This window comes from Vibrio fluminensis, assembly GCF_015278125.1.
Lineage (GTDB): Bacteria > Pseudomonadota > Gammaproteobacteria > Enterobacterales > Vibrionaceae > Vibrio > Vibrio fluminensis.
In genome coordinates this window covers 17,774-39,728 of the sequence record NZ_JADILO010000007.1, presented here as the reverse complement: position 1 = coordinate 39,728, position 21,955 = coordinate 17,774, and the positions used below count along the sequence as shown (strand labels likewise).

Here is a 21,955-nt window from a genome sequence, read left to right as displayed (position 1 = left end):
AGCTGTAATGGCTTAGAACAAGGCAGCGACGCGCAATATTCAGCCTTTACTGCAACACATTTAACTTAGTTAGAAGCTAAGTTGTGTAGTTTGAGTACCAGGAGATGACGCGCAGTTTACAACGGTAAATGAGCATCATCGACACAGTAATCACGCTACACAACGACGATTCAGACTAAGTTATGCAATCTTGCCGTGGCACTGCTTGTATTTTTTGCCACTACCACATGGACACGGCTCATTACGACCCACTTTACGCTCATCACGTACCATTGGCTGTTGCGCACCTTCTTCGATGTTCTCTTCACCATCTGCAAGTTGGTTCTCAGCCGTTGCGTGCTGTGCTTGAGCTTGACGTGCTGCCGCTTCAGCTTGAGCACGACGCTGCTCTTCCATACGCTCAACTTCTTCTTGCTGTTGAACACGTACGCGAGACAGTACTGTGATAACGTCAGTTTTTAGTGACTCTAGTAGACCTTCAAACAGTTCAAACGATTCACGCTTGTACTCTTGCTTAGGGTTCTTCTGCGCGTAGCCACGTAGGTGAATACCTTGGCGAAGATGGTCCATTGCTGCTAGGTGCTCTTTCCAAAGCGTATCTAGCGTTTGTAGCATCACTGATTTTTCGAAGTTACGTAGCACTTGTTCGCCAACAACTTCTTGCTTGCCTTTGTAAACTTCAACCGCTTGAGTAATGATCTTCTCACGCAACGCTTCTTCGTACAGTTTGTCGTCGGCTGCTAGCCATTCTTTAACTGGTGCGTCGAGATCGAAATCATTCTTCAGACGGTCTTGCAAACCTTGCACATCCCACATCTCTTCTAGTGATTGCGGTGGAATGTATTCGTCGATAATTGCGTTCAGTACGTCATCGCGGTTTTGCTCGATCATTTCGCTAATGTCATCTACGCTCATTAGCTCATCACGTAGTTCGTATACCACTTTACGTTGATCGTTTGCTACGTCATCGTATTCTAGAAGCTGTTTACGAATGTCAAAGTTGCGACCTTCAACTTTACGCTGCGCTTTTTCAATTGAACGAGAAAGCATTTTCGATTCGATCGCTTCACCCTCTTCCATACCGCTTTGGATTAAACTTGCCATGCGGTCAGAAGTAAAGATACGAAGGAGCGCATCTTCCATCGATAGGTAGAAACGTGAAGAACCCGCATCGCCTTGACGGCCAGAACGACCACGTAGCTGGTTATCGATACGACGAGATTCATGACGTTCAGTACCGATGATGTGTAGACCACCCGCCTCAAGAACTTGGTCATGAACAATTCGCCATTCCGCTTTGATCTGGTCAATCTGATCTTGCGTAGGGTTATCTAGCTGTTCAACTTTAGCTTGCCAGCTGCCACCTAACACGATATCGGTACCACGACCTGCCATGTTAGTTGCGATTGTTACTGCGCCTGGCGTACCAGCTTCGGCAACGATTTCCGCTTCACGTTCGTGGAATTTCGCGTTCAACACGTTGTGCTTGATGTTGGCCTGCTTCAGTGCATTAGAAAGCAGCTCCGATTTTTCAATCGACACTGTACCTACTAATGATGGCTGACCTTTTGCAACACGCTCTTTGATATCCTCAATGATTGCCGCAAATTTTTCTGGCTCAGTACGGTATACCACATCTGGCATGTCGTTACGGATCATTGGCTTGTTGGTAGGGATAACCACCGTTTCCAAGCCATAAATTGACTGGAATTCGAATGCTTCTGTATCCGCGGTACCTGTCATGCCTGACAGTTTGTCGTATAGACGGAAGTAGTTCTGGAAAGTAATCGATGCCAGAGTTTGGTTTTCATTCTGGATCTTAACGCCTTCTTTCGCTTCAACCGCTTGGTGCAGACCTTCAGACCAACGACGACCTGGCATTGTACGACCAGTATGTTCGTCAACGATCACGACTTCGCCTTGTTCGTTAACGATGTAATCAACGTTAATTTCAAACAATACGTGCGCACGAAGTGCTGCATTTACGTGGTGTAGCAGGCTAATGTTCGCTGGCGAGTAAAGGGTATCGCCTTCTTCCATCAAACCGTTTTTGATCATTAGCTCTTCTACAAACTCTTGACCAGTCTCGGTTAGGTAGACTTGCTTTGACTTTTCATCAACCGTGTAGTGACCATCGCCACGGTACTCTTCTGAATCTTCTTGATCCTGCTTTTGCAACTGTGGAATAAGAATGTTGATGCGAGTGTAAAGCTCAGAGCTATCCTCAGCTGGACCAGAAATGATAAGCGGTGTACGAGCTTCATCGATAAGAATCGAATCCACTTCATCGACTACGGCAAAGAAACGAGCACGCTGAACACGGTCCTCTGGGCGGAATGCCATGTTGTCACGTAGGTAGTCAAAACCAAATTCGTTGTTTGTTCCGTATAAGATGTCAGCTTGGTAAGCTTCTTTCTTCTCTTGCGGCGGCATATTTGGCACGTTAACGCCAACAGTCATACCGAGGAACTCAAATAATGGGCGGTTCGTTTCAGCATCACGTTTCGCTAGGTAGTCGTTCACTGTTACGATGTGAACACCTTTACCAGGCAATGCGTTTAGGTATGCAGGAAGTGTAGCAGTTAAAGTTTTACCTTCACCTGTGCGCATCTCAGCGATTTGGCCTGCGTTAAGCACCATACCACCGATAAGCTGTACATCGAAATGACGCATACCGTAAACACGCTTTGATGCTTCACGTACGGTCGCAAATGCTTCAGGAATCAGCTTATCTAGATCTTCACCTTGTTCGATACGTTGGCGGAACTCGACGGTTTTTGCTTTTAGTTCTTCATCAGATAGAGCTTCAAACGTTGGCTCGTAATTATTGATTTCTTTTACAATCTTTCTTAGGCGGCGCAATGTTCTGTCGTTGCGACTGCCAATTACCTTTGTCAGTAGCTTAGTTATCATCTTGTGTGAATCTCTCTATCAGTCGATCGGGCACGATCTCTACTTAATGCCTTCAGTCTCTTTCAGTTTTAAACTAAGAATACTGCGTTAAATCATTAATCACAGATATTGTGGTGAGAACTTAGATTTTCAAGGCTTGAGTGTTTATTTATAGGCGCTTAGTGTAAGGGCTTTTGCCCTCAACAACCAATCTCTTATTGAATTGTTTGAAGCACTTGTGATTTTTTGCCGACGAATGACGCATCTTTATCCGTTAAAAAGACTATTCGATGATGTTGTGGTTAGCTAAAATGAAAAATGAATTTAAATATTAAGGCTTAGTGATGCGCGACCATCGCCCGACTTTAGGCAACGAAATCATCTCTGACTCCCGTTTTGCTAACTTGCAAAAACATGCAGAAGAGATCATGAAGATCAACCAGCTACTGAGAACGATCCTACCAAAGAATACGGTTGATCATTGCCGTGTGGCAAATCTGCGCGATAATCATTTAGTTATCGAAGTGGCAAGCGCAGCGATCATGATGAAGATCAATTACGATCGCCTCAATATTCTCAATCAATTACGTTTACAAGGCTTTGCTCGCCTAATTGCAGTTGAAGTGCAAATTAACCCTGATCTTTACCGAGTAAAAACCAGTACCAAATCCAAGCAAACGAAAAGTCGCGACCCGATTTCAGATACCGCTGCAGAATACTTAAAAACTGTCGCACAAAATGCGCCACCAAAAATTAAGGCGCGATTGGAAAGCTTAGCGCAACTTGCCAACAAAAAGGCATAAAAAAACCAGGCTTAAAGCCTGGTTTTTTCTAATTTGGAGAAGCTTACGCTAAAACCATGTTTGGTTCTGCAAATGCAACTGGAGAAACTTCTTCTTGTTCGAATGTTACCCATTCCCAAGCTTCTTGATCAGCTAATACTGAACGAAGCAGTTGGTTATTTAGGCCGTGACCTGATTTAAATGCGCGGAACTCACCAATAATGGCATGACCACACATGTATAAGTCACCAATGGCATCCAATACTTTATGAGTCACAAACTCATTTTCAAAACGTAGGCCTTCTTCATTCAGAATGCGGTAGTCATCCAACACGATTGCGTTGTCAAAGCTGCCACCTAGAACAAGATTTTGCGACTGAAGATACTCAATATCACGCATAAAACCAAAAGTACGTGCGCGAGAAATTTCTTTCACGAAACCTTTTGAAGAGAAGTCAAAAACTAAACGCTGCTCATCAGACTCAATCGCTGGGTGGTTAAATTCGATTTCAAAGTCCATACGGAAACCATTGAAAGGAACGAATTCTGCCCACTTATCACCATCTTCGAAGCGAACTGGTTTCTTAATGCGGATAAAACGCTTTGCTGCATTTTGCTCTTCGATACCCGCTTGTTGTAGCAGGAATACGAATGGGCTAGCACTGCCATCCATAATTGGAATTTCTGGCGCATCGACTTCAATGATGACATTGTCGATACCCATGCCAGCTAATGCCGCGTTTAAGTGTTCTACCGTTGAAATACGAATACCTTGGTCATTCACAAGTGCTGTACACAGCATCGTATCGCGAACAGATTCAGGATCCGCAGGAAAATCTACTGGTGGATTTACATCAGTACGACGGTAGATCACACCGGTGTTTGCAGCAGCTGGGCGAAGAGTCAAAGTTACTTTACGCCCAGAGTGTAAGCCTACACCTGTCGTTTTCACTATTTCTTTCAGAGTACGTTGTCTGATCATCTACTTGCCTCAGTATTGGTGCTACAAATCGCAACCGATGTAATTATCGGTCGCGTATCGTATCACGTTTTCGAACCATGTCAAATTTTGACAGTGTTAATCAGCTTGGCGACGTAGGAAAGCTGGGATATCTAGATAGCCATCTTTCTCTACTTTTGGAGCAGTGCTTTGCGCCGCGCCATTGCTTGCTGATGTAGATTGAGTTGCCGGTTGAGTTGCCACTGGTGGTTTCTCTTGCAATGTTTGTGCCGGTTTCTCTTCTACTTTTACCGCTGCTGGTTGCTGTGTTGCCACTGGTGACTGAGGTTGAGCCACTGGAGCAACTTTCGCTTTACCGCCTGCTACTAATGTAATGTCAGGCTTCTTCTCGTTACCAATACCTGTTGCAACCACTGTAACACGGATTTCATCGGCCATGTCAGGGTCAAGTGAAGTACCAATAACCACTGTTGCATTGTCTGACGCGAATGCTTTAACTGTATTACCAACAGTTTCAAACTCATCAAGACGCATATCTAGACCCGCTGTGATGTTAACTAGAACACCACGAGCGCCTGCAAGATCGATGTCTTCAAGAAGTGGGCTAGAAATTGCCATCTCTGCCGCTTCTTCAGCACGGTCTTCGCCTTTCGCGACACCGCTACCCATCATTGCATGACCCATCTCAGACATTACCGTGCGAACGTCAGCAAAGTCGACGTTAATCATGCCAGGACGAGTAATCAATTCTGCAATACCTTGAACGGCATTCTTTAGTACGTCGTTTGCGCTAGCAAAAGCTTCAAGTAATGTGATACCGCGACCCAATACTTTTAGTAGCTTCTCATTAGGGATCGTAATTAGAGAGTCCACATGTTTAGACAACTCTTCGATACCTTGCTCAGCAAATGCCATACGCTTCTTACCTTCGAAGCTGAATGGTTTGGTTACGACAGCAACCGTTAGAATGCCTAGCTCTTTGGCAACTTCAGCGATAACTGGTGCGGCACCTGTACCTGTACCACCACCCATACCTGCTGCGATAAATACCATATCGGCACCACAGATAGATTCTTTAATTCTATCGCGATCTTCGAGAGCAGCGTCACGTCCCACTTGTGGGTTTGCACCTGCACCAAGACCTTTTGTCATGTCGCCACCAATTTGGATGACGCTATTCACGCTAGTCTTACGTAGTGCTTGAGCATCAGTGTTGATGCTGATGAATTCAACACCTTCAATGGACTCACGTACCATGTGTTCAACGGCATTACCGCCACCGCCACCAACCCCAACGACTTTGATTACCGCATCGTCAGACATTTCCATCATCGGTTCAAACATGTGTTATCTCCGTTTTTCCTGCTGCTCAGGTTAAAACTCTTTTTGTATCCAATTACGTAAGCGATCAAATAACGAACTTACTGGCTGACGCTTTGGTTCGTTATATTCAGTCTCGTCGTTAATTTGACTGTCTCTTGCGTAATGGAGTAAACCAACTGCCGTAGAATGATACGGCTCTTTCACGTAATCTGTTAGTCCGCTCACCTCTAAAGGCTTGCCAACTCGAACTTGATTGCGGAAAACACGTTCCGCACATTCTACCAAACCTTCAATTCGTGCAGCACCGCCGGTAAGAACAACACCCGCGGCTAAATGGTGCTTAATACCATCTTCTCGCAATTTATCTTGAATAGTATCGATAGTTTGGTTAACCAATCCCATAAGTTCAGTATATCGTGGTTCAATCACTTCAGACAAAGTTTGTCGTTGCAAACTACGTGAAGGACGTCCACCGACACTTGGGACGTTAACCGTATCATCTTTGCTGACCAGCTCACTAAGAGCACAGCCATATTTTACTTTAATCTCTTCAGCATCACTCACTGGCGTACCAAATGCGAACGCGATATCACTTGTTACCGCATTACCTGCATAAGAAAATACTTCAGTATGTCTTAAAGCACCGCCCGTCCAAATAGAGACGTCCATGGTGCCTGCACCAATATCAACCACGCAGACACCCAGTTCGCGCTCATCTTCAGTAATGACAGCATTACTCGCCGCAAGGCCTGAATAAACTAAATGTTCAACAGTTAAACCACAACGTTCAACTGCTTTAATAATGTTTCTTGCCATATCATTGTGACAAGAGATCAAATGCACACTGACTTCCATGCGCACCCCTGATAAACCTAGCGGATTTTTAATTCCCTCTTGGTAATCAATGGTAAATTCTTGCGGAATTACGTGAAGAATGCGCTGCTCATCACCAATTTTGATTGATTTTGCTGTATGGATCGCGCGATCCATATCTTCTTGAGAGACTTCTTCATCGGAAATAGTTCCCATTCCTTTTTCAATACGGCTCGCAATATGGCGACCAGAAATGGAAATAAATACATTACGAATCTGACATTCCGCCATCAGTTCCGCTTGATTTACAGCTCGCTGTACCGATTTAACTACGGACTCAAGATCGTTTACGCCACCTTTGTCCATGCCTCGCGATGGACTGGTACCCGCGCCAATAATGTTGATTTGACCGTCAGGTAGAACTTCGCCCACCAGCGCTGATACGGTTGCAGTGCCTATATCTAGACCAACAATAATGTTGTCATCAGCGGTCTTAGTCATCTGTACTCTCTTGTTCCGAATCTTGTTCTGGGAACCAGCCTACGGCGGCTCCCGTATCATATCTAAGGTCTATATAGCTGACTCTTTGAGCGTCACTACCTAGACTGTTATACAACGAGATAAAGCGATTAATACGCTCATCAAGTGACTCTTTACCTAACTCTAAACGTATACCGTTATCAAGGATAATCTGCCAAGCGCGTCGCTCATTCAGTACCAACGAAGTAATCGTTAACCCCAATGGTTCAAATAATTGACTAACTCTCTGCCAAGTACTTAGTACTTCTAGGTTAGAGCCGACCGGGCCATAAAGCTTAACTCTATCGCCTTTCAACTTACCCAAATCACCATTGAATATCTGACCATTGCTATCTAACAGAGCATCGCCATTCCAAATGGCACTGGCGTGATGCTCAGTTAAAAACACTTTTATCGTATCGGGCCATTGTTTGCGGATCGAGACATGGGAAACCCATGGAATCTGTTCGATTACATCCTGCAATACATCTATATCTTGCGACATAAATGTTCCGACGTGTTCTAACGTAGAAAAAGCCCGTTGTACATCCAGTGCGGTGACATAATCTAAATCCCCCTGAAGGACGAGTTTAGATAATGGCAATCGTTGATCATCCCACATCCAAGAAACAGTCGAGAAGAGCAGAGAGCCAATTAAGACAATCACCAGAGCCAAGAAACTGCCACCGAGTAGATGAGGTTTCAAGCTGGAAAAGCCTTTAAGACGACGGTCTTGCGAAAAAGGTGTGCTAATCAAAGTCCGTTGTCCTTGTTATATGCTCGCAATTCTTACTTCCTATCCCTTCATATAGGCTAAAGCATTCACTATAACCCTCGGATTATACTGGGGTCGTAAAAAGTATCAAACCTTGAAAGTAAGAAATCTCCGGTTTAACACAATAAATGCGCTAAATCTTCCAAAATCTCGTTATCAAGCCTGCATTTTAGCTATGTTCAACTCTAATGTGGCGAGTTGCTTGGCAATTTTACCAACATCTCCAGCCCCTTGAGTCAGAACAAGGTCACCATCTTGCAACACATTAGCCAGTATTGATGGCAGTGTGGCGCTTTCAGGGACAAAAATTGGGTCAATTTTGCCACGACTGCGAATTGTTCGACACAAAGAGCGACCATCTGCACCCGCAATTGGCTTCTCACCTGCCGCATAGACATCCAGCATAATCAGCACGTCAACTTGCTCAAGTACGTTAGCGAAGTCATCGTAAAGGTCGCGTGTACGGCTATAGCGGTGCGGCTGAAAGATCATCACTAGACGCTTATCTGTCCAACCACTTCTCGCAGCTTGAATTGTCACGCCAACCTCGGTTGGGTGATGTCCGTAGTCATCCACTAACATTGCGCTACCATTGCCTGTTTCAAACTCACCTAAGTGATCAAAACGGCGGCCAGTACCTTGGGTGCCTAGCATTGCACTCAAAATTGCCTCGTCAGAGATATCATCTTCGGTTGCTACCGCAATCGCCGCAGAAGCATTCAGTGCATTGTGACGGCCTGGAATATTTAAAGTAATGTCCAGATTAGCTCGTCCTTGACGAACTACAGTAAATTTACCTTGTTGACCTTCTTGACGGTAGTTCTCAATACGTACATCCGCGTCTTCCGAAAAGCCATAGGTGATCACTTGGCGGCTCACTCGAGGAATCAACTCGCGTACTACTGGATCATCAATACATAGGATCGCTTGACCGTAGAAAGGCAGGTTATGCAGAAAATCGATAAAAGTCTGCTTGAGCGTTTCAAAGTCACCGCCATAGGTATCCATATGGTCTGCTTCGATATTGGTGACGATGCTTACCATTGGCTGCAAGTGAAGAAACGAAGCATCACTCTCATCCGCTTCTGCAATCAAGATACGACTCGAACCTAAACGAGCATTAGTACCCGCGCTCTTAACTAAGCCACCATTAACAAATGTTGGATCAAGCCCTGCTTCTGAATAGATTTGTGTAACCAGTGCCGTCGTCGTTGTCTTACCGTGCGTACCTGCAACCGCAATCCCGTGACGAAAACGCATCAGCTCTGCCAACATTTCTGCGCGGCGTACCACTGGAATGCGGGCTTCTCGCGCCGCTTTAATTTCAGGGTTCTCTTCGTTAATTGCCGTAGAGACAACCACGACACTCGCTTGAGCGACATTTTCTGCTTGGTGCCCAATAAATACCGTGGCACCTTTTTCGGTTAAGCGCTCAGTTACCGCATTTTCAGCAATATCAGAACCGGTAATTTGGTAGCCTTCGTTAAGAAGTACCTCGGCGATCCCGCTCATACCAGCACCACCAATGCCAATAAAGTGAATCGACTTAACGCGGCGCATTTCTGGCACCATAGCTCGAATTTGAGCCAAATCTTGTGTGTGTTTTACGGTCATTCTGTATCTCGTTATTTGGTTAGTGCGATAATTGCATCCGCGACGACGCGATCCGCTTCTAACTTAGCCGCACCCCTTGCTTGAATAGCCATCTGTTGTAACTTACTGCGATCCAACGACAGGATCTCATCAGTCAGCTTCTCAACGGTTAGCTCGGGTTGCTCAATCATTTTTGCAGCGCCACACTCAACCAAGTGATCGGCGTTTAACGCTTGCTGTCTGTCTTTGTGCATAAATGGGATAAAGATAGCACCAACACCTGCGGCTGATACTTCTGAAACGGTCAATGCGCCAGAACGACACACGAGTAGATCTGCCCACTCATACGCAGCAGCCACATCATCAATAAACTCCATGCTCTCAGCTTGAGTCACTTGATTTGCCTGATAGGCCTCTGCCACTTCTTGTTGACTATTTTTACCTGCTTGGTGACGAACTTGATAACCGTCACCGAGCTTTGCCATTACCTCAGGCATGGTTTGGTTAAGAATACGCGCACCTTGGCTGCCGCCCATAACTAGGATGCGAATTGGACCTTGGCGGCTTTGCATTCGCTCTTGTGGAGCAGGTAACGCGACCACGTCTTCTCGCACAGGGTTACCTACAACTTGCGCTGTCGGAAACGCACCAGGAAAAGCTTGGAATACTTTTTTCGCAATTTTAGCTAACCACTGATTGGTTAAACCTGCCACCGCATTCTGCTCATGCAACACCACCGGAATACCCAATAACCATGCCGCCACACCACCAGGACCACTCACATAGCCACCCATGCCCAGCACTGCATCCGGACGCCACGCTTTCATGTGCGCGCGCGCTTGGAAAATTGCATTAATAATTTGGAAAGGCGCACCAAACAAACGGGTAATACCTTGTCCACGTAGGCCTTTCACTTTAATAAAATCAATTTCGATACCATGCTTAGGTACCAATTCAGCTTCCATTCGATCCGCTGTACCTAGCCAACGAATTTCCCAACCTTGCTGTTGGAGTTTTTTGGCAACCGCTAGCCCCGGGAATACATGTCCCCCCGTACCACCAGCCATCACCATTAAGCGTTTTTTATTGCTCATCTTCTATGTTCTTTTCTAGTTGTTGTGCTTTAAGACGGCACTCATGATCAATACGTAGCAAAATCGATACTGCTACCGACATAACAATCAAGCTCGAACCACCATAACTGATCAATGGCAGTGTTAAACCTTTCGTCGGCACGATGCCTGCTGCCGCACCTACGTTTACCAAGGTTTGAAATGCAAACCAAATACCAATACCAAATGCTAAATAACCACCAAAGAACTCTTCTGTTTCAAACGCTCGACGGCCAATAAATATCGCTTTAAGTACCAGACTAAAAATCAACATCAAGACCAGCACTACGCCAACAAAGCCAAGCTCTTCTGCAAGTACCGCAAATACAAAGTCAGTGTGCGCTTCTGGTAAATAAGCGAGCTTCTGAATTGAATTACCGAGCCCTTGACCAAACCATTCTCCGCGACCAAATGCCATCAAAGATTGAGTGAGCTGATAGCCGTCACCAAATGGGTTCTCCCAAGGATCTAGAAAAGAGGTCACACGCTTAATACGATACGGCTCGGCGATGATAAGTCCAATCACAATAAAGATTCCGACTACCACCAGAGCAAGGAACTGAGTCAGTTTCGCGCCAGCAATAAACAACATACCAAACAAGGTAACCAGCATAACAATAACGGTACCTAGGTCAGGCTGTAGGAGCAACAAACCCGCTAAAGTGGCAAATACAATGATTGGCTTAATAAAGCCGCCTTTAAAAGTAGCACGCACCTCTTCCTGCTTACGGACGAGATAACCAGCCATAAATATAAACAGCGATAGCTTTGCAACTTCTGCCGGTTGGAGGTTAAACAAGCCAAGAGGAATCCAACGAGAGGCACCATTTACCGATTTACCTGCCACGAGTACCACAAAAAGCAAGAATATCGAAATGATCAACAAAATATAGCCATGTTTAAACCAATGCTTCATTTGTACTTGCAAGATGATTGCTGCAGCAAAGAGAGCAAGGACAATAAACAAGGCATGGCGAAACATGAAATGAAAAGGCTGATCAGTCAAACGGTAGCTGATTGGAAATGAAGCGGAGGTTACCATCACCAAACCAGTTAACATCAGCCCAAGCGAAATCCACACTAATTGGCGGTCAAAAAGTGCTTGCGGTGCTGGTTGAATAAACCACTGTTTAAAACTGGCGACGTGTTCTCGCAACGGCATGGTTATTAGTTATCTCTTTTTTCTAGCCAAGCTCTTATCCATAAGCTGTAATGAGCGCGGCAACGTTGTGTGATGAAGATAATGTCCATCGCTCAATCAAGCCGCACTTTTCTCATATCAATTAAGCGTACTGTTTCGCTAAACTAGCAAAAACATCACCGCGCGCCATGAAGTTATTAAATTGATCAAAGCTTGCACAGGCCGGAGAGAGCAATATCATATCTCCTGACTGCAATTGCGGCTTACTCCATTCAATTATCTCTTGCATGGTATCAAAGCGCTTTGCCGAAGGGTGCAATGGCATAAACTTATCACCATCCGCACCGAAACAGCACAATTGCACATTAAGGCGTGCTAAAGCTGGGGCTAGCTCACTAAAATCGGCGCCTTTGCCGTCTCCCCCTACCAACAGATAGAGTTTTCCAGCCAAGTTTAAGCCCGATAAAGCAGCCAAGGTACTCGCCACATTAGTCGCTTTAGAGTCATTGACCCACTTAATACCTTGATTATCCGCAACAACTTGGCAGCGATGTGTCAGACCACGGTAAGATTTCATTGCCTCTAAGCCCGCTTTAACATCCACACCAGCTTTGCATAGCAGCGCAATCACCACCAAAGCGTTCGCGACATTGTGGCGTCCAACTAAGCTCAATGACTCAACGGCAAGAATTTGTTGACCATCGAGAGTCAGATACTCGCACCCATCGGTGTTTGTTACACGCGCGTCTGCATCGGCTTCGACAGAAAACTTAACTAAGTTTTTGCTGACATCAGGATAGGTAGCAACATCGTCTGCATTAACAATACAAGCTTGGGCATGATCAAAAATACGCAACTTAGCCTGACGGTAATCATCCATGCCTTGGTAGCGATCCATATGATCTTCAGACAAATTCAAAAACGCGGCGGCAACTAACTCTAGGCTTGACGTGGTTTCAAGCTGAAAACTGGATAACTCAAGCACATAGAGATCAGCCTCTTTTTCGAATAAATCCAGTGCCGGCACGCCAATGTTACCACCCACGCCAACTTGCAAACCTGCCGCTTTAGCCACCACGCCGGTTAAATCCGTCACAGTGCTTTTGCCATTTGAGCCGGTAATTGCGATAACTGGCTTAGTCACATGCCAAGCAAACAGTTCAATATCACCGACGACTGGAATATTGGCGGCCAACACTTGTTGAATTTCCGGTGTTGCCAGTGCAATACCTGGGTTGGTTACGACGAGATCCGCTTCTAGAAGCCAATCTAAACGCCAACCGCCAGCATGCAGCTCAACCCCCGAAGGCAAGGCTTCTTGCCCTGGCGGATTATCTCGCGTATCGATGACCTTGACCTGCAACTCCACAGGTAAGCGCATCAGATGCTTAACAACAGAGAGCCCGGTGATACCGAGCCCTACTACCACAACTTTTTCAATACCTTGCCAGCGCTGCATGGTCATGGTGTTTATTCCTTAACGTACTTTCAGTGTCGCAAGACCAATAAGAACAAGAACAATTGAGATGATCCAAAAACGTACGATTACGCGAGGCTCTGGCCAACCTTTCAATTCATAGTGATGGTGAATTGGCGCCATACGGAAGATACGCTGACCACGTAGCTTATAAGAGCCAACTTGCAAGATTACTGATAGTGTTTCCATTACAAATACACCACCCATAATCACAAGTACAAACTCTTGGCGAACCAATACGGCAATTGTGCCAAGTGCACCACCTAGAGCGAGTGAGCCTACATCGCCCATAAACACTTGTGCTGGGTATGTGTTAAACCACAGAAAGCCAAGGCCAGCACCAACGATCGCAGTACACACAACCACAAGCTCTGAAGCGTAAGGGACATGGGGAATATGCAGATAGTTAGCAAACTGAACGTTACCCGTGGCCCATGCGATCGCAGCAAAACCCGCTGCGACTAATACGGTTGGCATAATCGCCAAACCATCAAGACCATCGGTTAAGTTAACCGCATTACTGGTACCAACAATCACAAAATAAGTAAGTACAATGTATAACAAACCAAGTTGTGGCATGACATCCTTAAAGAAAGGAACCACAAGTTGAGTTGCACTGGTATCATGGCCGTGAGCATATAGAGCGAACGCAACCACCAAAGCAATCACTGATTGCCAGAAATACTTCCAACGAGCAATAAGACCATCGGTGTTCTTACGTACTACTTTGCGGTAATCATCCACAAAGCCAACCGCACCATAACCACCTAATACAAAAATCACCGCCCAAACGTATGGGTTACTCAGATCAGCCCAAAGCAAAACTGTGGTAATAATAGCCGCAAGGATCATCACACCACCCATGGTTGGCGTACCACGTTTGCTGAAGTGAGATTCAGGACCTTCGTTACGCACTACCTGACCAATTTGCAGCATCTGCAAACGACGAATCATATGCGGTCCCATCCACAATGAAAGACCTAGCGCAGTCAGTACACTGACAATCGCACGAAACGATAGGTATTCAAATAAGCGGAAGAATGAAAAATATGGCTGTAGCAGCTCTGCAAGCCAAATAATCATGAATAGATCTCCTTCAACGCAGTTGCAACCTTACTCATTCCAGCACTATTTGCGCCTTTAACTAGTAAAGTATGAGGGCCCGTATGATTTGGCAACTGCTGTACAATAAATTCAATCATGCGGTCATGTGAGTCGAAATGCTTACCCTGACAAACCTCACTGATCGCTTTTGCATCAGCACCGTAAGTCAGCACTTGCTCGAAATTAAATGGGGCTGCATGTTCCCCGACTTGACGGTGAAGTTCAAGACTTTCATCGCCTAACTCTGCCATATTCCCCAAAATAAGCCAGCGAGTGCCGTTAAATCCAGCTAAAAGATCCGCAGCCGCTTTCATAGCAGGAACGCTGGCATTGTAACTGTCATCAATCAATTTAAGGTTATCCCTTAATGCGACAACTTCCACTCGCCCTTTCACTTTTTCTAAATGCGCTAAGCCAGTAGCGATCATTGGCAAATCGGCACCAAGCTCGATAGCGAGCGCAGCGGAAGCTAATGCGTTTGCCACATTATGCTGACCAATAATACCTAGCTGAACATCAACACTGCCTAGAGGTGTATGCATGATAAAGTGCGCTTCGCCTTCAGCGTTTGAGCCCATATTATCAGCAAAAAAATCTGCACTTGGATCCTGAGTCGAGAATGTTTTTACTTGCTTATCCGCGAGCGCCGCTTGCCAGAAATCACCACCATGACTTTCAAGGTTGACGATTGCAACGCCACCCGCTTTTAAGCCTTGGTAGATCTCACCTTTCGCCTGTTTTACACCATCAATCGAACCAAAGCCTTCCAAGTGAGCCGCGGCAACATTATTCACCAACGCAACATCTGGTTTCACTAAAGCAGATGTATAAGCAATTTCACCGATATGGTTAGCACCCAACTCAATCACAGCATAATCATCACTTGGCGTCGAGCGCAGTAAAGTCAACGGCACGCCGATATCATTGTTGAAGTTGCCTGCAGTAAATAATACCTGTCCACGTTGCGCCATAATGCTGGCCGTCATCTCTTTCACCGTGGTTTTACCGCAACTCCCGGTGATCGCGACCGTTGGCGTCGCACATTGTTGATGGACATAAGCGCCCAACAGACCAAGCGCCACTTTACTGTCAGTCACAACCAGTTGCGGAGTTTCAAGATCTAAAGGACGAGATACCAATAGCGCCGATGCTCCCGCATCAACGGCTTGCTCAGCAAAGTCGTGGGCATCAAAACGCTCACCAACCAGAGCAACAAATAACGCACCGGATTCAATATTACGCGTATCAGTAGAAACTTGGGTAATGGTACAGTCTGCACCAATTAACTCGGCATTAAGTACGCTAGCCAACTGGCTTAAAGAGAGTGGAATCATGATGTAAGTCCTAATAGTTGCTGCGCTGACTCACGATCGGAATAGTGAATTGTTTCATTGGCAAGCACTTGGTAATCTTCATGGCCTTTACCTGCGAGTAAAATGATATCTTGTTCACTTGCATGTTCAATTGCGTGTGATAACGCTTTGAAGCGGTCATGTTGCACGATGGCATGATCAGGATGAATCATTCCCGCCAGCATATCTTGCACGATCTCCGCAGGATTTTCGCTACGAGGGTTATCGTCAGAGATAATCACATGATCGGCCAAACGCTCGCCGATTTCTGCCATCATAGGACGTTTACCTTTATCGCGATCACCGCCGCAACCAAAAATCGCCCATAGACGACCATGGCAATGAACTCGCAAGGCAGATAATGCTTTTTCTAACGCATCGGGTGTATGCGCATAATCGACCACAACTTTGGCTTTACCTTGGCTAACAAATAGCTCCATACGCCCCAACACCGGCACCAATTGTGGCGCCGTTTCAAGTAGTAAATGCTTATCGATACCAAGCGCTAATAGCGTGCTAAATGCCAGTAGTACGTTGGAAGCGTTAAATTCACCAATCAATGCGACATGAAATTGACCTGCGCCAAACATACCATCAAATTCAATCTCAATACCTTGCTCTGAATAATTGACTGATGTCGCCCAAACTGCATGGTCACGCGTTTGCGGATAGAGTGAAACCGCAATTGCACCATCCAAGCGCTCATGCCACTGCGCGCCAACTTTATCATCCACATTGATGATCGCACGCTGGCATTGATGTTGGCTGAACAAGCTAAATTTCGCTTCAGCGTACTCTTCCATAGTACCGTGATAATCCAAGTGATCACGACTGAGGTTAGTAAAGACACCGGCAGAAAAAGGCAGAGCTTGGACACGACCTTGAACCAAGCCATGAGATGAAACTTCTAGCGCGGTATATTGAGCGCCTTGCTTGGCAAGTTGCGCAATGGTTCGCTGCACATCAACAGCGTTGCCAGTGGTGTTTGCTGCAGGCTGAAGATCATCAAGAAAGCCATTACCTGTCGTGCCCATTACCGCCGCTCGACAATTTACCAACTCAAGCCACTGAGCGATAAGTTGAGTGATGGTCGTTTTACCATTAGTGCCTGTTACGGCAATCAATTGATTGTCATGATTGGCGTATAGTCTGCCCGCAAGTTGCGAAAGGATTTCTGCCAGATGATTGATGTATACAACGGCGATTTCGCCTTGATACTCAACCAAGCCATGCTCTTTTACATTACATGCTTGAGCAATAACGACATTGGCACCTTGGCGAACTGCTGAGTCGATAAATTGTCGACCATCCACGGCGTGGCCTTTAATCGCGACAAAAGTCACTCCCGTCTTAACTTGACGGCTATCTAACTCAAGCTGACATACCGTTGTTTCAGCCAGAGATTGCGGCACGCTAAACCACGGCGCTAATAATTCTTTTAATGTGAGGCTATACGACATCGAGAAGATCTCTCTCTATTCCTGCTTAAATTTATTTTCGTCCGGTGCGATATTTAGTATTTGCAGCGTCCCTTTCATTATTTCAGAGAACACTGGTCCTGCTACAGAACCACCATAATAGTTATCGCCTTGTGGCTCATTGACTATCACCACCAAAGCGACTCGAGGATCACTGGCTGGCGCCACCCCTGCGGTATAGGCAAAGTATTCATCACCATAACCACCAGCGATTGCCTTTCGGGAGGTACCGGTTTTAGCGGCGATACGGTAGCCAGGAACAGCTGCTTTCGTCGCGGTACCACCCGGCTGAGTCACTGTTTCCAACATATCAAGCACCATACGTGCATGTTTTTTGTCGATAACTTGACGAGAAAAGTCTTGTTCGTTGTTCTCGATAATGTGCACCGGTTGATATTCACCAAGATTACCTAAGGTGGCATAAGCGTGAGCAAGTTGAAGTGGGGTAATCGTTAAACCATAACCGAACGATAAGGTTGCAATTTCAAACTGTGACCAACGGCGACGATTAGGGAAGATACCATCAGTTTCACCGACTAAGTTCAACCCTGAACGAGAACCAAAACCCACTGAACTATACATTCCAAGCAGGGCCTCAAGAGGCATTTTTAGTGCCAGCTTCGCAACACCAATGTTACTCGACTTTTTCAATATAGTGGTTAGATCCGCCTTGCCCACTTTGGAAGTGTCGCGTACTCGGCTACCACCAATCTGCATAATGCCGTTGCCGGTATCAATCACAGTGGTTTCATCTGCCACACCATTTTCTAGTGCGGCTAACACAACGAAAGGTTTAACCGTTGAACCTGGTTCAAACGCATCGGTGATCACTCGGTTACGCATTTTCGCCGATTGCAAATCAGCACGATTGTTTGGGTTATAAGATGGCGCGTTGACCATTGCTAGCACTGCACCGGTTTTGACGTCCAGCACGACCGCCGAACCTGAGGTAGCTCGATAGTCAGCGACAGCTTGTTTAATGGCGCGGTAAGCAATTGCTTGCAAACGTTGGTCGATAGTTAAAGTCAGTGGCTTACCTTCTTCTCTATTTTCTAGAGCGATATTCTCAACTACTTTCCCATAGCGATCCTTACGAATAATGCGCTTACCAGCTTCACCGGTTAACCATTTATCATAACTACGCTCAACCCCTTCCAAGCCATGCCCGTCAATCCCTGTCACACCTACTAAATGAGCACTGACTTCACCTGCTGGATAATAGCGGCGTGATTCTTTCTTTAGCCCAATACCGGCAAGCTTTAATTCGCGAATATAGTTCGCCATCGCAGGACTAACTTGACGTTGAAGGTAGATAAAGCGACGGTTTTTATTCTTTTTAATCTTCGCTATCATCTCTTGGCGGTCAAGACCAAGTACATCTGCAAGCGCATGCCAGCGATCAATATCATCTGGCCATTCCTTTTTCTGCTCTGTTTCGTCTTCATCTTTCTTGAAGATAGTCACCGGATCGGCCCACACAGCCTCAACGGGTACACTCACCGCCAAAGGCTCACCATTGCGATCAGAAATAATGCCACGCGCTGAGTAGAGAGTTTGAGCTCGAATAGAACGCAAATCACCTTGCTTAATTAAATTATCTGGCTCAATGATTTGGATATAGCCGATGCGCGCGACAAGAGCGGCGAAGATAAGAAATACAAAGAATAGAACGAGATTAAAGCGCCAGCGAATCAATTGTGGCGCTTCAACAGCAGTAGGTTGGGTCGCAGCTTCGACCTTTTTTTTGGAACTCATGGTAAATCAATCACCACTTCTTTATCTGAATCAGGTCGCTTCATGTCCAAGTCTTGTTTTGCTACCGCTTGGACACGGCTATGTTCTGCTAGTGCCGTTTCTTCCAATAGCAAGTTTCGCCACTCATCATCAAGTCGCTCGCGCTCCTTCAAAGCTTGGTCTTTATCAGAGATAGCTGCACGCGTGTGGTGAGTAGTAAAAACCACAGCCATTGCGCTTGCAAAAATAAGCAGCAATATCGCCAACGGAATACGCCCGACGGTGATCAGGTCAAGACCAATCAGCTTTGCAAGGTTAGGTGTGGTTTTCTTCATAATGGATTACAGCTTTTCAGCAATACGTAATACTGAGCTACGCGAACGTGCGTTCAACTCAACTTCATGCTTACTTGGTTTAATTGCTTTACCAACCGCTTTGAGGTTAGCACTGCCCAATGCTTTGATTTGTTCTTCTGTCAAAGGAATGCCATGCGGAACTTCCGGGCCCTTACTCTCTTTGCGAATAAAGCGTTTTACCATGCGATCTTCAAGTGAGTGGAAGCTGATCACTGACAAGCGACCTTCCGGAGCAAGAATACTAGCTGCGCCTTTCAGTGCAGTATCGATCTCTTCCAGTTCACTATTGATATAGATGCGGAACGCTTGGAAGGCACGTGTTGCAGGGTGTTTCTTCTCTTTAAAGCTCTTCGGTGCCGCTTCAGAAATCAGTTTCGCTAACTGACCAGTACGAGTTAATGGCTCGTTCTCTTCGTTCTCACGGTAAGCGACAATCGCTTTGGCAATGCGGCGAGCATGCTTATCTTCACCAAACTCACGAATTACCCAAGTAATGTCGTCTAAGTCAGCTTCCATAAGCCATTGCGAAACAGGAATCCCTGATGTCGGATCCATACGCATGTCCAATGGACCATCCTTCATAAAGCTGAAACCGCGCTCTGCGTCGTCAAGCTGTGGCGAGGAAACGCCTAAATCAAATAAGACACCGTCTACCTGGCCGACCAAGTTATATTGCTGTGCGTACGTCGCAATACCAGAAAATGGACCATGTACAATGGTAAAGCGAGGATCATCTATCTTCTTCGCTTCCTCAATCGCTTGAGGGTCGCGGTCAATACTAAACAAGCGGCCATTCTCACCCAGTTTAGATAAGATAGTGCGGCTGTGTCCGCCACGACCAAACGTACCATCGATGTAAGTGCCATCTGGCTTAATTGCCAACCCATCAATGGATTCATTTAGTAATACAGATATGTGTTTGAATGCTTCTGTCATAGTTATCTCATCTAGCTAGCGTAGTAATACGTGCTCACTCTCAGTGTACTGATTTCATCACTTAACGCCACCTTGATAGGGAGGCTTCACGTGATATTGCGCTAAGTTTATTGCTTACAAAATAAATTTCGTCAATAAAAAGCAAAAAACCCATTATAACGAAAGCGTCACAATGGGTCTCGAAAATGTATTGTGGTGGAATTTTGTCCCCGAGTAAAACACGCGTAATCAACAAGCAAGCTTTACCAGTAACTTCAACCACCTCTTTTCAAGCGGCACGGAGATTAGCATACCTAAGAGTGTTGGGTAAACGCTCACTACTATAAACTCTCAACATTGTGAATATATTCTATCAATCAGACTCATCACAATCTTGAAGATAAAAAAGGCCGCCCGTTAAGGCGGCATAAGTATCGCAACACTCACATTGTGCTGATCAGTTAAGTGTTGCTGTTCGAGCATAAACGGGGGATCGCTCATGCTCTCTTCGCTAACCAAAGCTTAGTAAACGAACAACTCTCTGGTCAATTCACAACTAGCACTTTAGTTTATAAATCTCAATCATTGTCCGTAAGCATTTGAATTCAAGTTATTCGTTAAGGTAAGAAATCTGAACGTATTAAGGCTTAAAGGCCCTTACGATGCTCTAGCCGAAAAGACCACAAAAAATTGATTGTTCAAACGAAACGACGGAAATTTTAAACGATGAGATCACAAAGGCCCCGCATAAATGCGAGGCCTTGTGAATCCAAAGGATTGGAGCCGACATATAAGCCGGGTTCTGTTCCGCTTGCGCGGCGGTAGCCATTCGTCTAGGCCAGCAATCGCTCACTGGCTCGAGCAACCTACCCGCCTCCTTACGCGAGCAACGCAATGTGGAGGCCTATTTGGTCTTGCTCCGGGTGGAGTTTACCCTGCAACGAACTGTTGCCAGTCGTCCGGTGCGCTCTTACCGCACCCTTTCACCCTTACCTGATCCCTTGCGGGCCATCGGCGGTCTTCTCTCTGCTGCACTTGTCGTAGGCTTGCGCCCCCCAGGCGTTACCTGGCACCCTGCTCTATGGAGCCCGGACTTTCCTCCCCTTTGTCAGTCTCCCGAAGGACGTCAACGTCAGTTTCCCAAAGGACCTCAACGTCAGTCTCCCGAAGGACATCAACAAAGCAGCGACTACCCAGTCAACTCCGAGGCCGGATTGTATAGAGTTAGGCGCACCCTGTCTAGCAAGATCACAAATATGGGGCAATGAGAGGTTTAAGTGATTAGAAAGTGGGCGATGCGGGATGCGGGATGCGGGATGCGGGATGCGGGATGCGGGATGCGGGATGCGGGATGCGGGATGCGGGATGCGGGATGCGGGATGCGGGATGCGGGATGCGGGATATTTTGTCTTTTCAAGGACAAGTTGAGTCAATGTTTTTCACTCGTAGAGTGTATGAGCTAAACCCCGTCATCCTCAAGAGCGAGGAACGAGCGAGTTGGGGATCTCGCTTTCACACAACAAAACAAGATTCCCTACTCGCGCTAACGCGCTCTATGGAATGGCTAATCTTAGGTTAGCGCGAACTAGTGCAACGCCCTTTACTACGTCGCGAAGCAAAACGTTCCG

16 protein-coding genes and 1 other RNA gene are annotated in these 21,955 nt (G+C 46.1%); 1 reads left to right on the top strand and 16 read right to left on the bottom strand.

All coding sequences use genetic code 11. The features are described 5' to 3' along the window. Positions 1–180 precede the first annotated feature (180 nt). Positions 181–2,913: a preprotein translocase subunit SecA gene (secA, locus tag IRQ95_RS07185; protein ID WP_194436302.1), complete on the bottom strand. Its 2,733-nt coding sequence runs from the start codon at positions 2,911–2,913 to the stop codon at positions 181–183. 323 nt (positions 2,914–3,236) lie between these two features. Between secA and IRQ95_RS07180 the strand changes: the two genes are divergently transcribed. Beyond that, positions 3,237–3,695, top strand: coding sequence for a DUF721 domain-containing protein (locus IRQ95_RS07180; protein ID WP_194436301.1), 459 nt, complete (start codon positions 3,237–3,239; stop codon positions 3,693–3,695). 43 nt (positions 3,696–3,738) lie between these two features. On the opposite strand, the gene lpxC is transcribed toward IRQ95_RS07180, so the two are convergent. The 15 genes from lpxC to rnpB all read right to left on the bottom strand — a co-directional run bounded on the left by lpxC (position 3,739) and on the right by rnpB (position 21,532). Further along, complete coding sequence (lpxC, locus tag IRQ95_RS07175; protein ID WP_194436300.1) at positions 3,739–4,656, bottom strand: UDP-3-O-acyl-N-acetylglucosamine deacetylase; 918 nt, start codon at positions 4,654–4,656, stop codon at positions 3,739–3,741. 96 nt (positions 4,657–4,752) lie between these two features. Then, positions 4,753–5,979 carry a cell division protein FtsZ gene (gene ftsZ, locus IRQ95_RS07170; RefSeq protein WP_194436299.1) on the bottom strand — a complete coding sequence of 409 codons (1,227 nt, stop codon included), beginning with the start codon at positions 5,977–5,979 and terminating at the stop codon, positions 4,753–4,755. Between the two features lie 30 nt (positions 5,980–6,009). Beyond that, on the bottom strand, positions 6,010–7,272 hold the full coding sequence (gene ftsA / locus IRQ95_RS07165; protein WP_194436298.1) for a cell division protein FtsA: 1,263 nt from the start codon (positions 7,270–7,272) through the stop codon (positions 6,010–6,012). Then, the gene (locus IRQ95_RS07160) at positions 7,265–8,047 is read right to left on the bottom strand and encodes a cell division protein FtsQ/DivIB (protein ID WP_194436297.1); all 783 of its coding nucleotides are present in this window, start codon (positions 8,045–8,047) and stop codon (positions 7,265–7,267) included. Before IRQ95_RS07160 ends, ftsA begins: the two co-directional genes overlap by 8 nt. A 174-nt stretch (positions 8,048–8,221) precedes the next feature. Then, positions 8,222–9,679, bottom strand: coding sequence for a UDP-N-acetylmuramate--L-alanine ligase (gene murC, locus IRQ95_RS07155; protein ID WP_194436296.1), 1,458 nt, complete (start codon positions 9,677–9,679; stop codon positions 8,222–8,224). 11 nt (positions 9,680–9,690) lie between these two features. Further along, the gene (murG, locus tag IRQ95_RS07150; RefSeq protein ID WP_194436295.1) at positions 9,691–10,752 is read right to left on the bottom strand and encodes an undecaprenyldiphospho-muramoylpentapeptide beta-N-acetylglucosaminyltransferase; all 1,062 of its coding nucleotides are present in this window, start codon (positions 10,750–10,752) and stop codon (positions 9,691–9,693) included. Next, complete coding sequence (ftsW, locus tag IRQ95_RS07145) at positions 10,742–11,932, bottom strand: cell division protein FtsW (RefSeq protein ID WP_194436294.1); 1,191 nt, start codon at positions 11,930–11,932, stop codon at positions 10,742–10,744. The genes murG and ftsW overlap by 11 nt, the downstream gene beginning before the upstream one ends. A gap of 121 nt (positions 11,933–12,053) precedes the next feature. Then, the gene (gene murD / locus IRQ95_RS07140) at positions 12,054–13,370 is read right to left on the bottom strand and encodes a UDP-N-acetylmuramoyl-L-alanine--D-glutamate ligase (protein ID WP_194436364.1); all 1,317 of its coding nucleotides are present in this window, start codon (positions 13,368–13,370) and stop codon (positions 12,054–12,056) included. A gap of 18 nt (positions 13,371–13,388) precedes the next feature. Further along, positions 13,389–14,471, bottom strand: coding sequence for a phospho-N-acetylmuramoyl-pentapeptide-transferase (mraY, locus tag IRQ95_RS07135; RefSeq protein WP_194436293.1), 1,083 nt, complete (start codon positions 14,469–14,471; stop codon positions 13,389–13,391). After that, positions 14,468–15,826, bottom strand: coding sequence for a UDP-N-acetylmuramoyl-tripeptide--D-alanyl-D-alanine ligase (gene murF / locus IRQ95_RS07130; RefSeq protein WP_194436292.1), 1,359 nt, complete (start codon positions 15,824–15,826; stop codon positions 14,468–14,470). The genes mraY and murF overlap by 4 nt, the downstream gene beginning before the upstream one ends. After that, positions 15,823–17,304: a UDP-N-acetylmuramoyl-L-alanyl-D-glutamate--2,6-diaminopimelate ligase gene (gene murE / locus IRQ95_RS07125; RefSeq protein ID WP_194436291.1), complete on the bottom strand. Its 1,482-nt coding sequence runs from the start codon at positions 17,302–17,304 to the stop codon at positions 15,823–15,825. The genes murF and murE overlap by 4 nt, the downstream gene beginning before the upstream one ends. Positions 17,305–17,319: 15 nt before the next feature. After that, the gene (locus tag IRQ95_RS07120; RefSeq protein ID WP_194436290.1) at positions 17,320–19,077 is read right to left on the bottom strand and encodes a penicillin-binding transpeptidase domain-containing protein; all 1,758 of its coding nucleotides are present in this window, start codon (positions 19,075–19,077) and stop codon (positions 17,320–17,322) included. Next, positions 19,074–19,391 carry a cell division protein FtsL gene (gene ftsL / locus IRQ95_RS07115; RefSeq protein ID WP_228481329.1) on the bottom strand — a complete coding sequence of 106 codons (318 nt, stop codon included), beginning with the start codon at positions 19,389–19,391 and terminating at the stop codon, positions 19,074–19,076. The genes IRQ95_RS07120 and ftsL overlap by 4 nt, the downstream gene beginning before the upstream one ends. 6 nt (positions 19,392–19,397) lie before the next feature. Beyond that, positions 19,398–20,348 carry a 16S rRNA (cytosine(1402)-N(4))-methyltransferase RsmH gene (gene rsmH, locus IRQ95_RS07110; RefSeq protein WP_194436289.1) on the bottom strand — a complete coding sequence of 317 codons (951 nt, stop codon included), beginning with the start codon at positions 20,346–20,348 and terminating at the stop codon, positions 19,398–19,400. 754 nt (positions 20,349–21,102) lie between these two features. Continuing rightward, positions 21,103–21,532: RNase P RNA component class A (gene rnpB, locus IRQ95_RS07105), an RNA gene on the bottom strand. Positions 21,533–21,955: the final 423 nt, after the last annotated feature.

What these genes read in the sequence shown, in the direction of transcription:
- murE (WP_194436291.1), bottom strand. Translation starts at nt 17,304, where the DNA reads ATGTCGTATAGCCTCACATTAAAAGAATTATTAGCGCCGTGGTTTAGC.
- murG (WP_194436295.1), bottom strand. Translation starts at nt 10,752, where the DNA reads ATGAGCAATAAAAAACGCTTAATGGTGATGGCTGGTGGTACGGGGGGA.
- murD (WP_194436364.1), bottom strand. Translation starts at nt 13,370, where the DNA reads ATGCAGCGCTGGCAAGGTATTGAAAAAGTTGTGGTAGTAGGGCTCGGT.
- rsmH (WP_194436289.1), bottom strand. Translation starts at nt 20,348, where the DNA reads ATGACAGAAGCATTCAAACACATATCTGTATTACTAAATGAATCCATT.
- IRQ95_RS07120 (WP_194436290.1), bottom strand. Translation starts at nt 19,077, where the DNA reads ATGAGTTCCAAAAAAAAGGTCGAAGCTGCGACCCAACCTACTGCTGTT.
- ftsL (WP_228481329.1), bottom strand. Translation starts at nt 19,391, where the DNA reads ATGAAGAAAACCACACCTAACCTTGCAAAGCTGATTGGTCTTGACCTG.
- ftsA (WP_194436298.1), bottom strand. Translation starts at nt 7,272, where the DNA reads ATGACTAAGACCGCTGATGACAACATTATTGTTGGTCTAGATATAGGC.
- ftsW (WP_194436294.1), bottom strand. Translation starts at nt 11,932, where the DNA reads ATGCCGTTGCGAGAACACGTCGCCAGTTTTAAACAGTGGTTTATTCAA.
- IRQ95_RS07180 (WP_194436301.1), top strand. Translation starts at nt 3,237, where the DNA reads ATGCGCGACCATCGCCCGACTTTAGGCAACGAAATCATCTCTGACTCC.
- lpxC (WP_194436300.1), bottom strand. Translation starts at nt 4,656, where the DNA reads ATGATCAGACAACGTACTCTGAAAGAAATAGTGAAAACGACAGGTGTA.
- ftsZ (WP_194436299.1), bottom strand. Translation starts at nt 5,979, where the DNA reads ATGTTTGAACCGATGATGGAAATGTCTGACGATGCGGTAATCAAAGTC.
- murF (WP_194436292.1), bottom strand. Translation starts at nt 15,826, where the DNA reads ATGATTCCACTCTCTTTAAGCCAGTTGGCTAGCGTACTTAATGCCGAG.
- secA (WP_194436302.1), bottom strand. Translation starts at nt 2,913, where the DNA reads ATGATAACTAAGCTACTGACAAAGGTAATTGGCAGTCGCAACGACAGA.
- murC (WP_194436296.1), bottom strand. Translation starts at nt 9,679, where the DNA reads ATGACCGTAAAACACACACAAGATTTGGCTCAAATTCGAGCTATGGTG.
- mraY (WP_194436293.1), bottom strand. Translation starts at nt 14,471, where the DNA reads ATGATTATTTGGCTTGCAGAGCTGCTACAGCCATATTTTTCATTCTTC.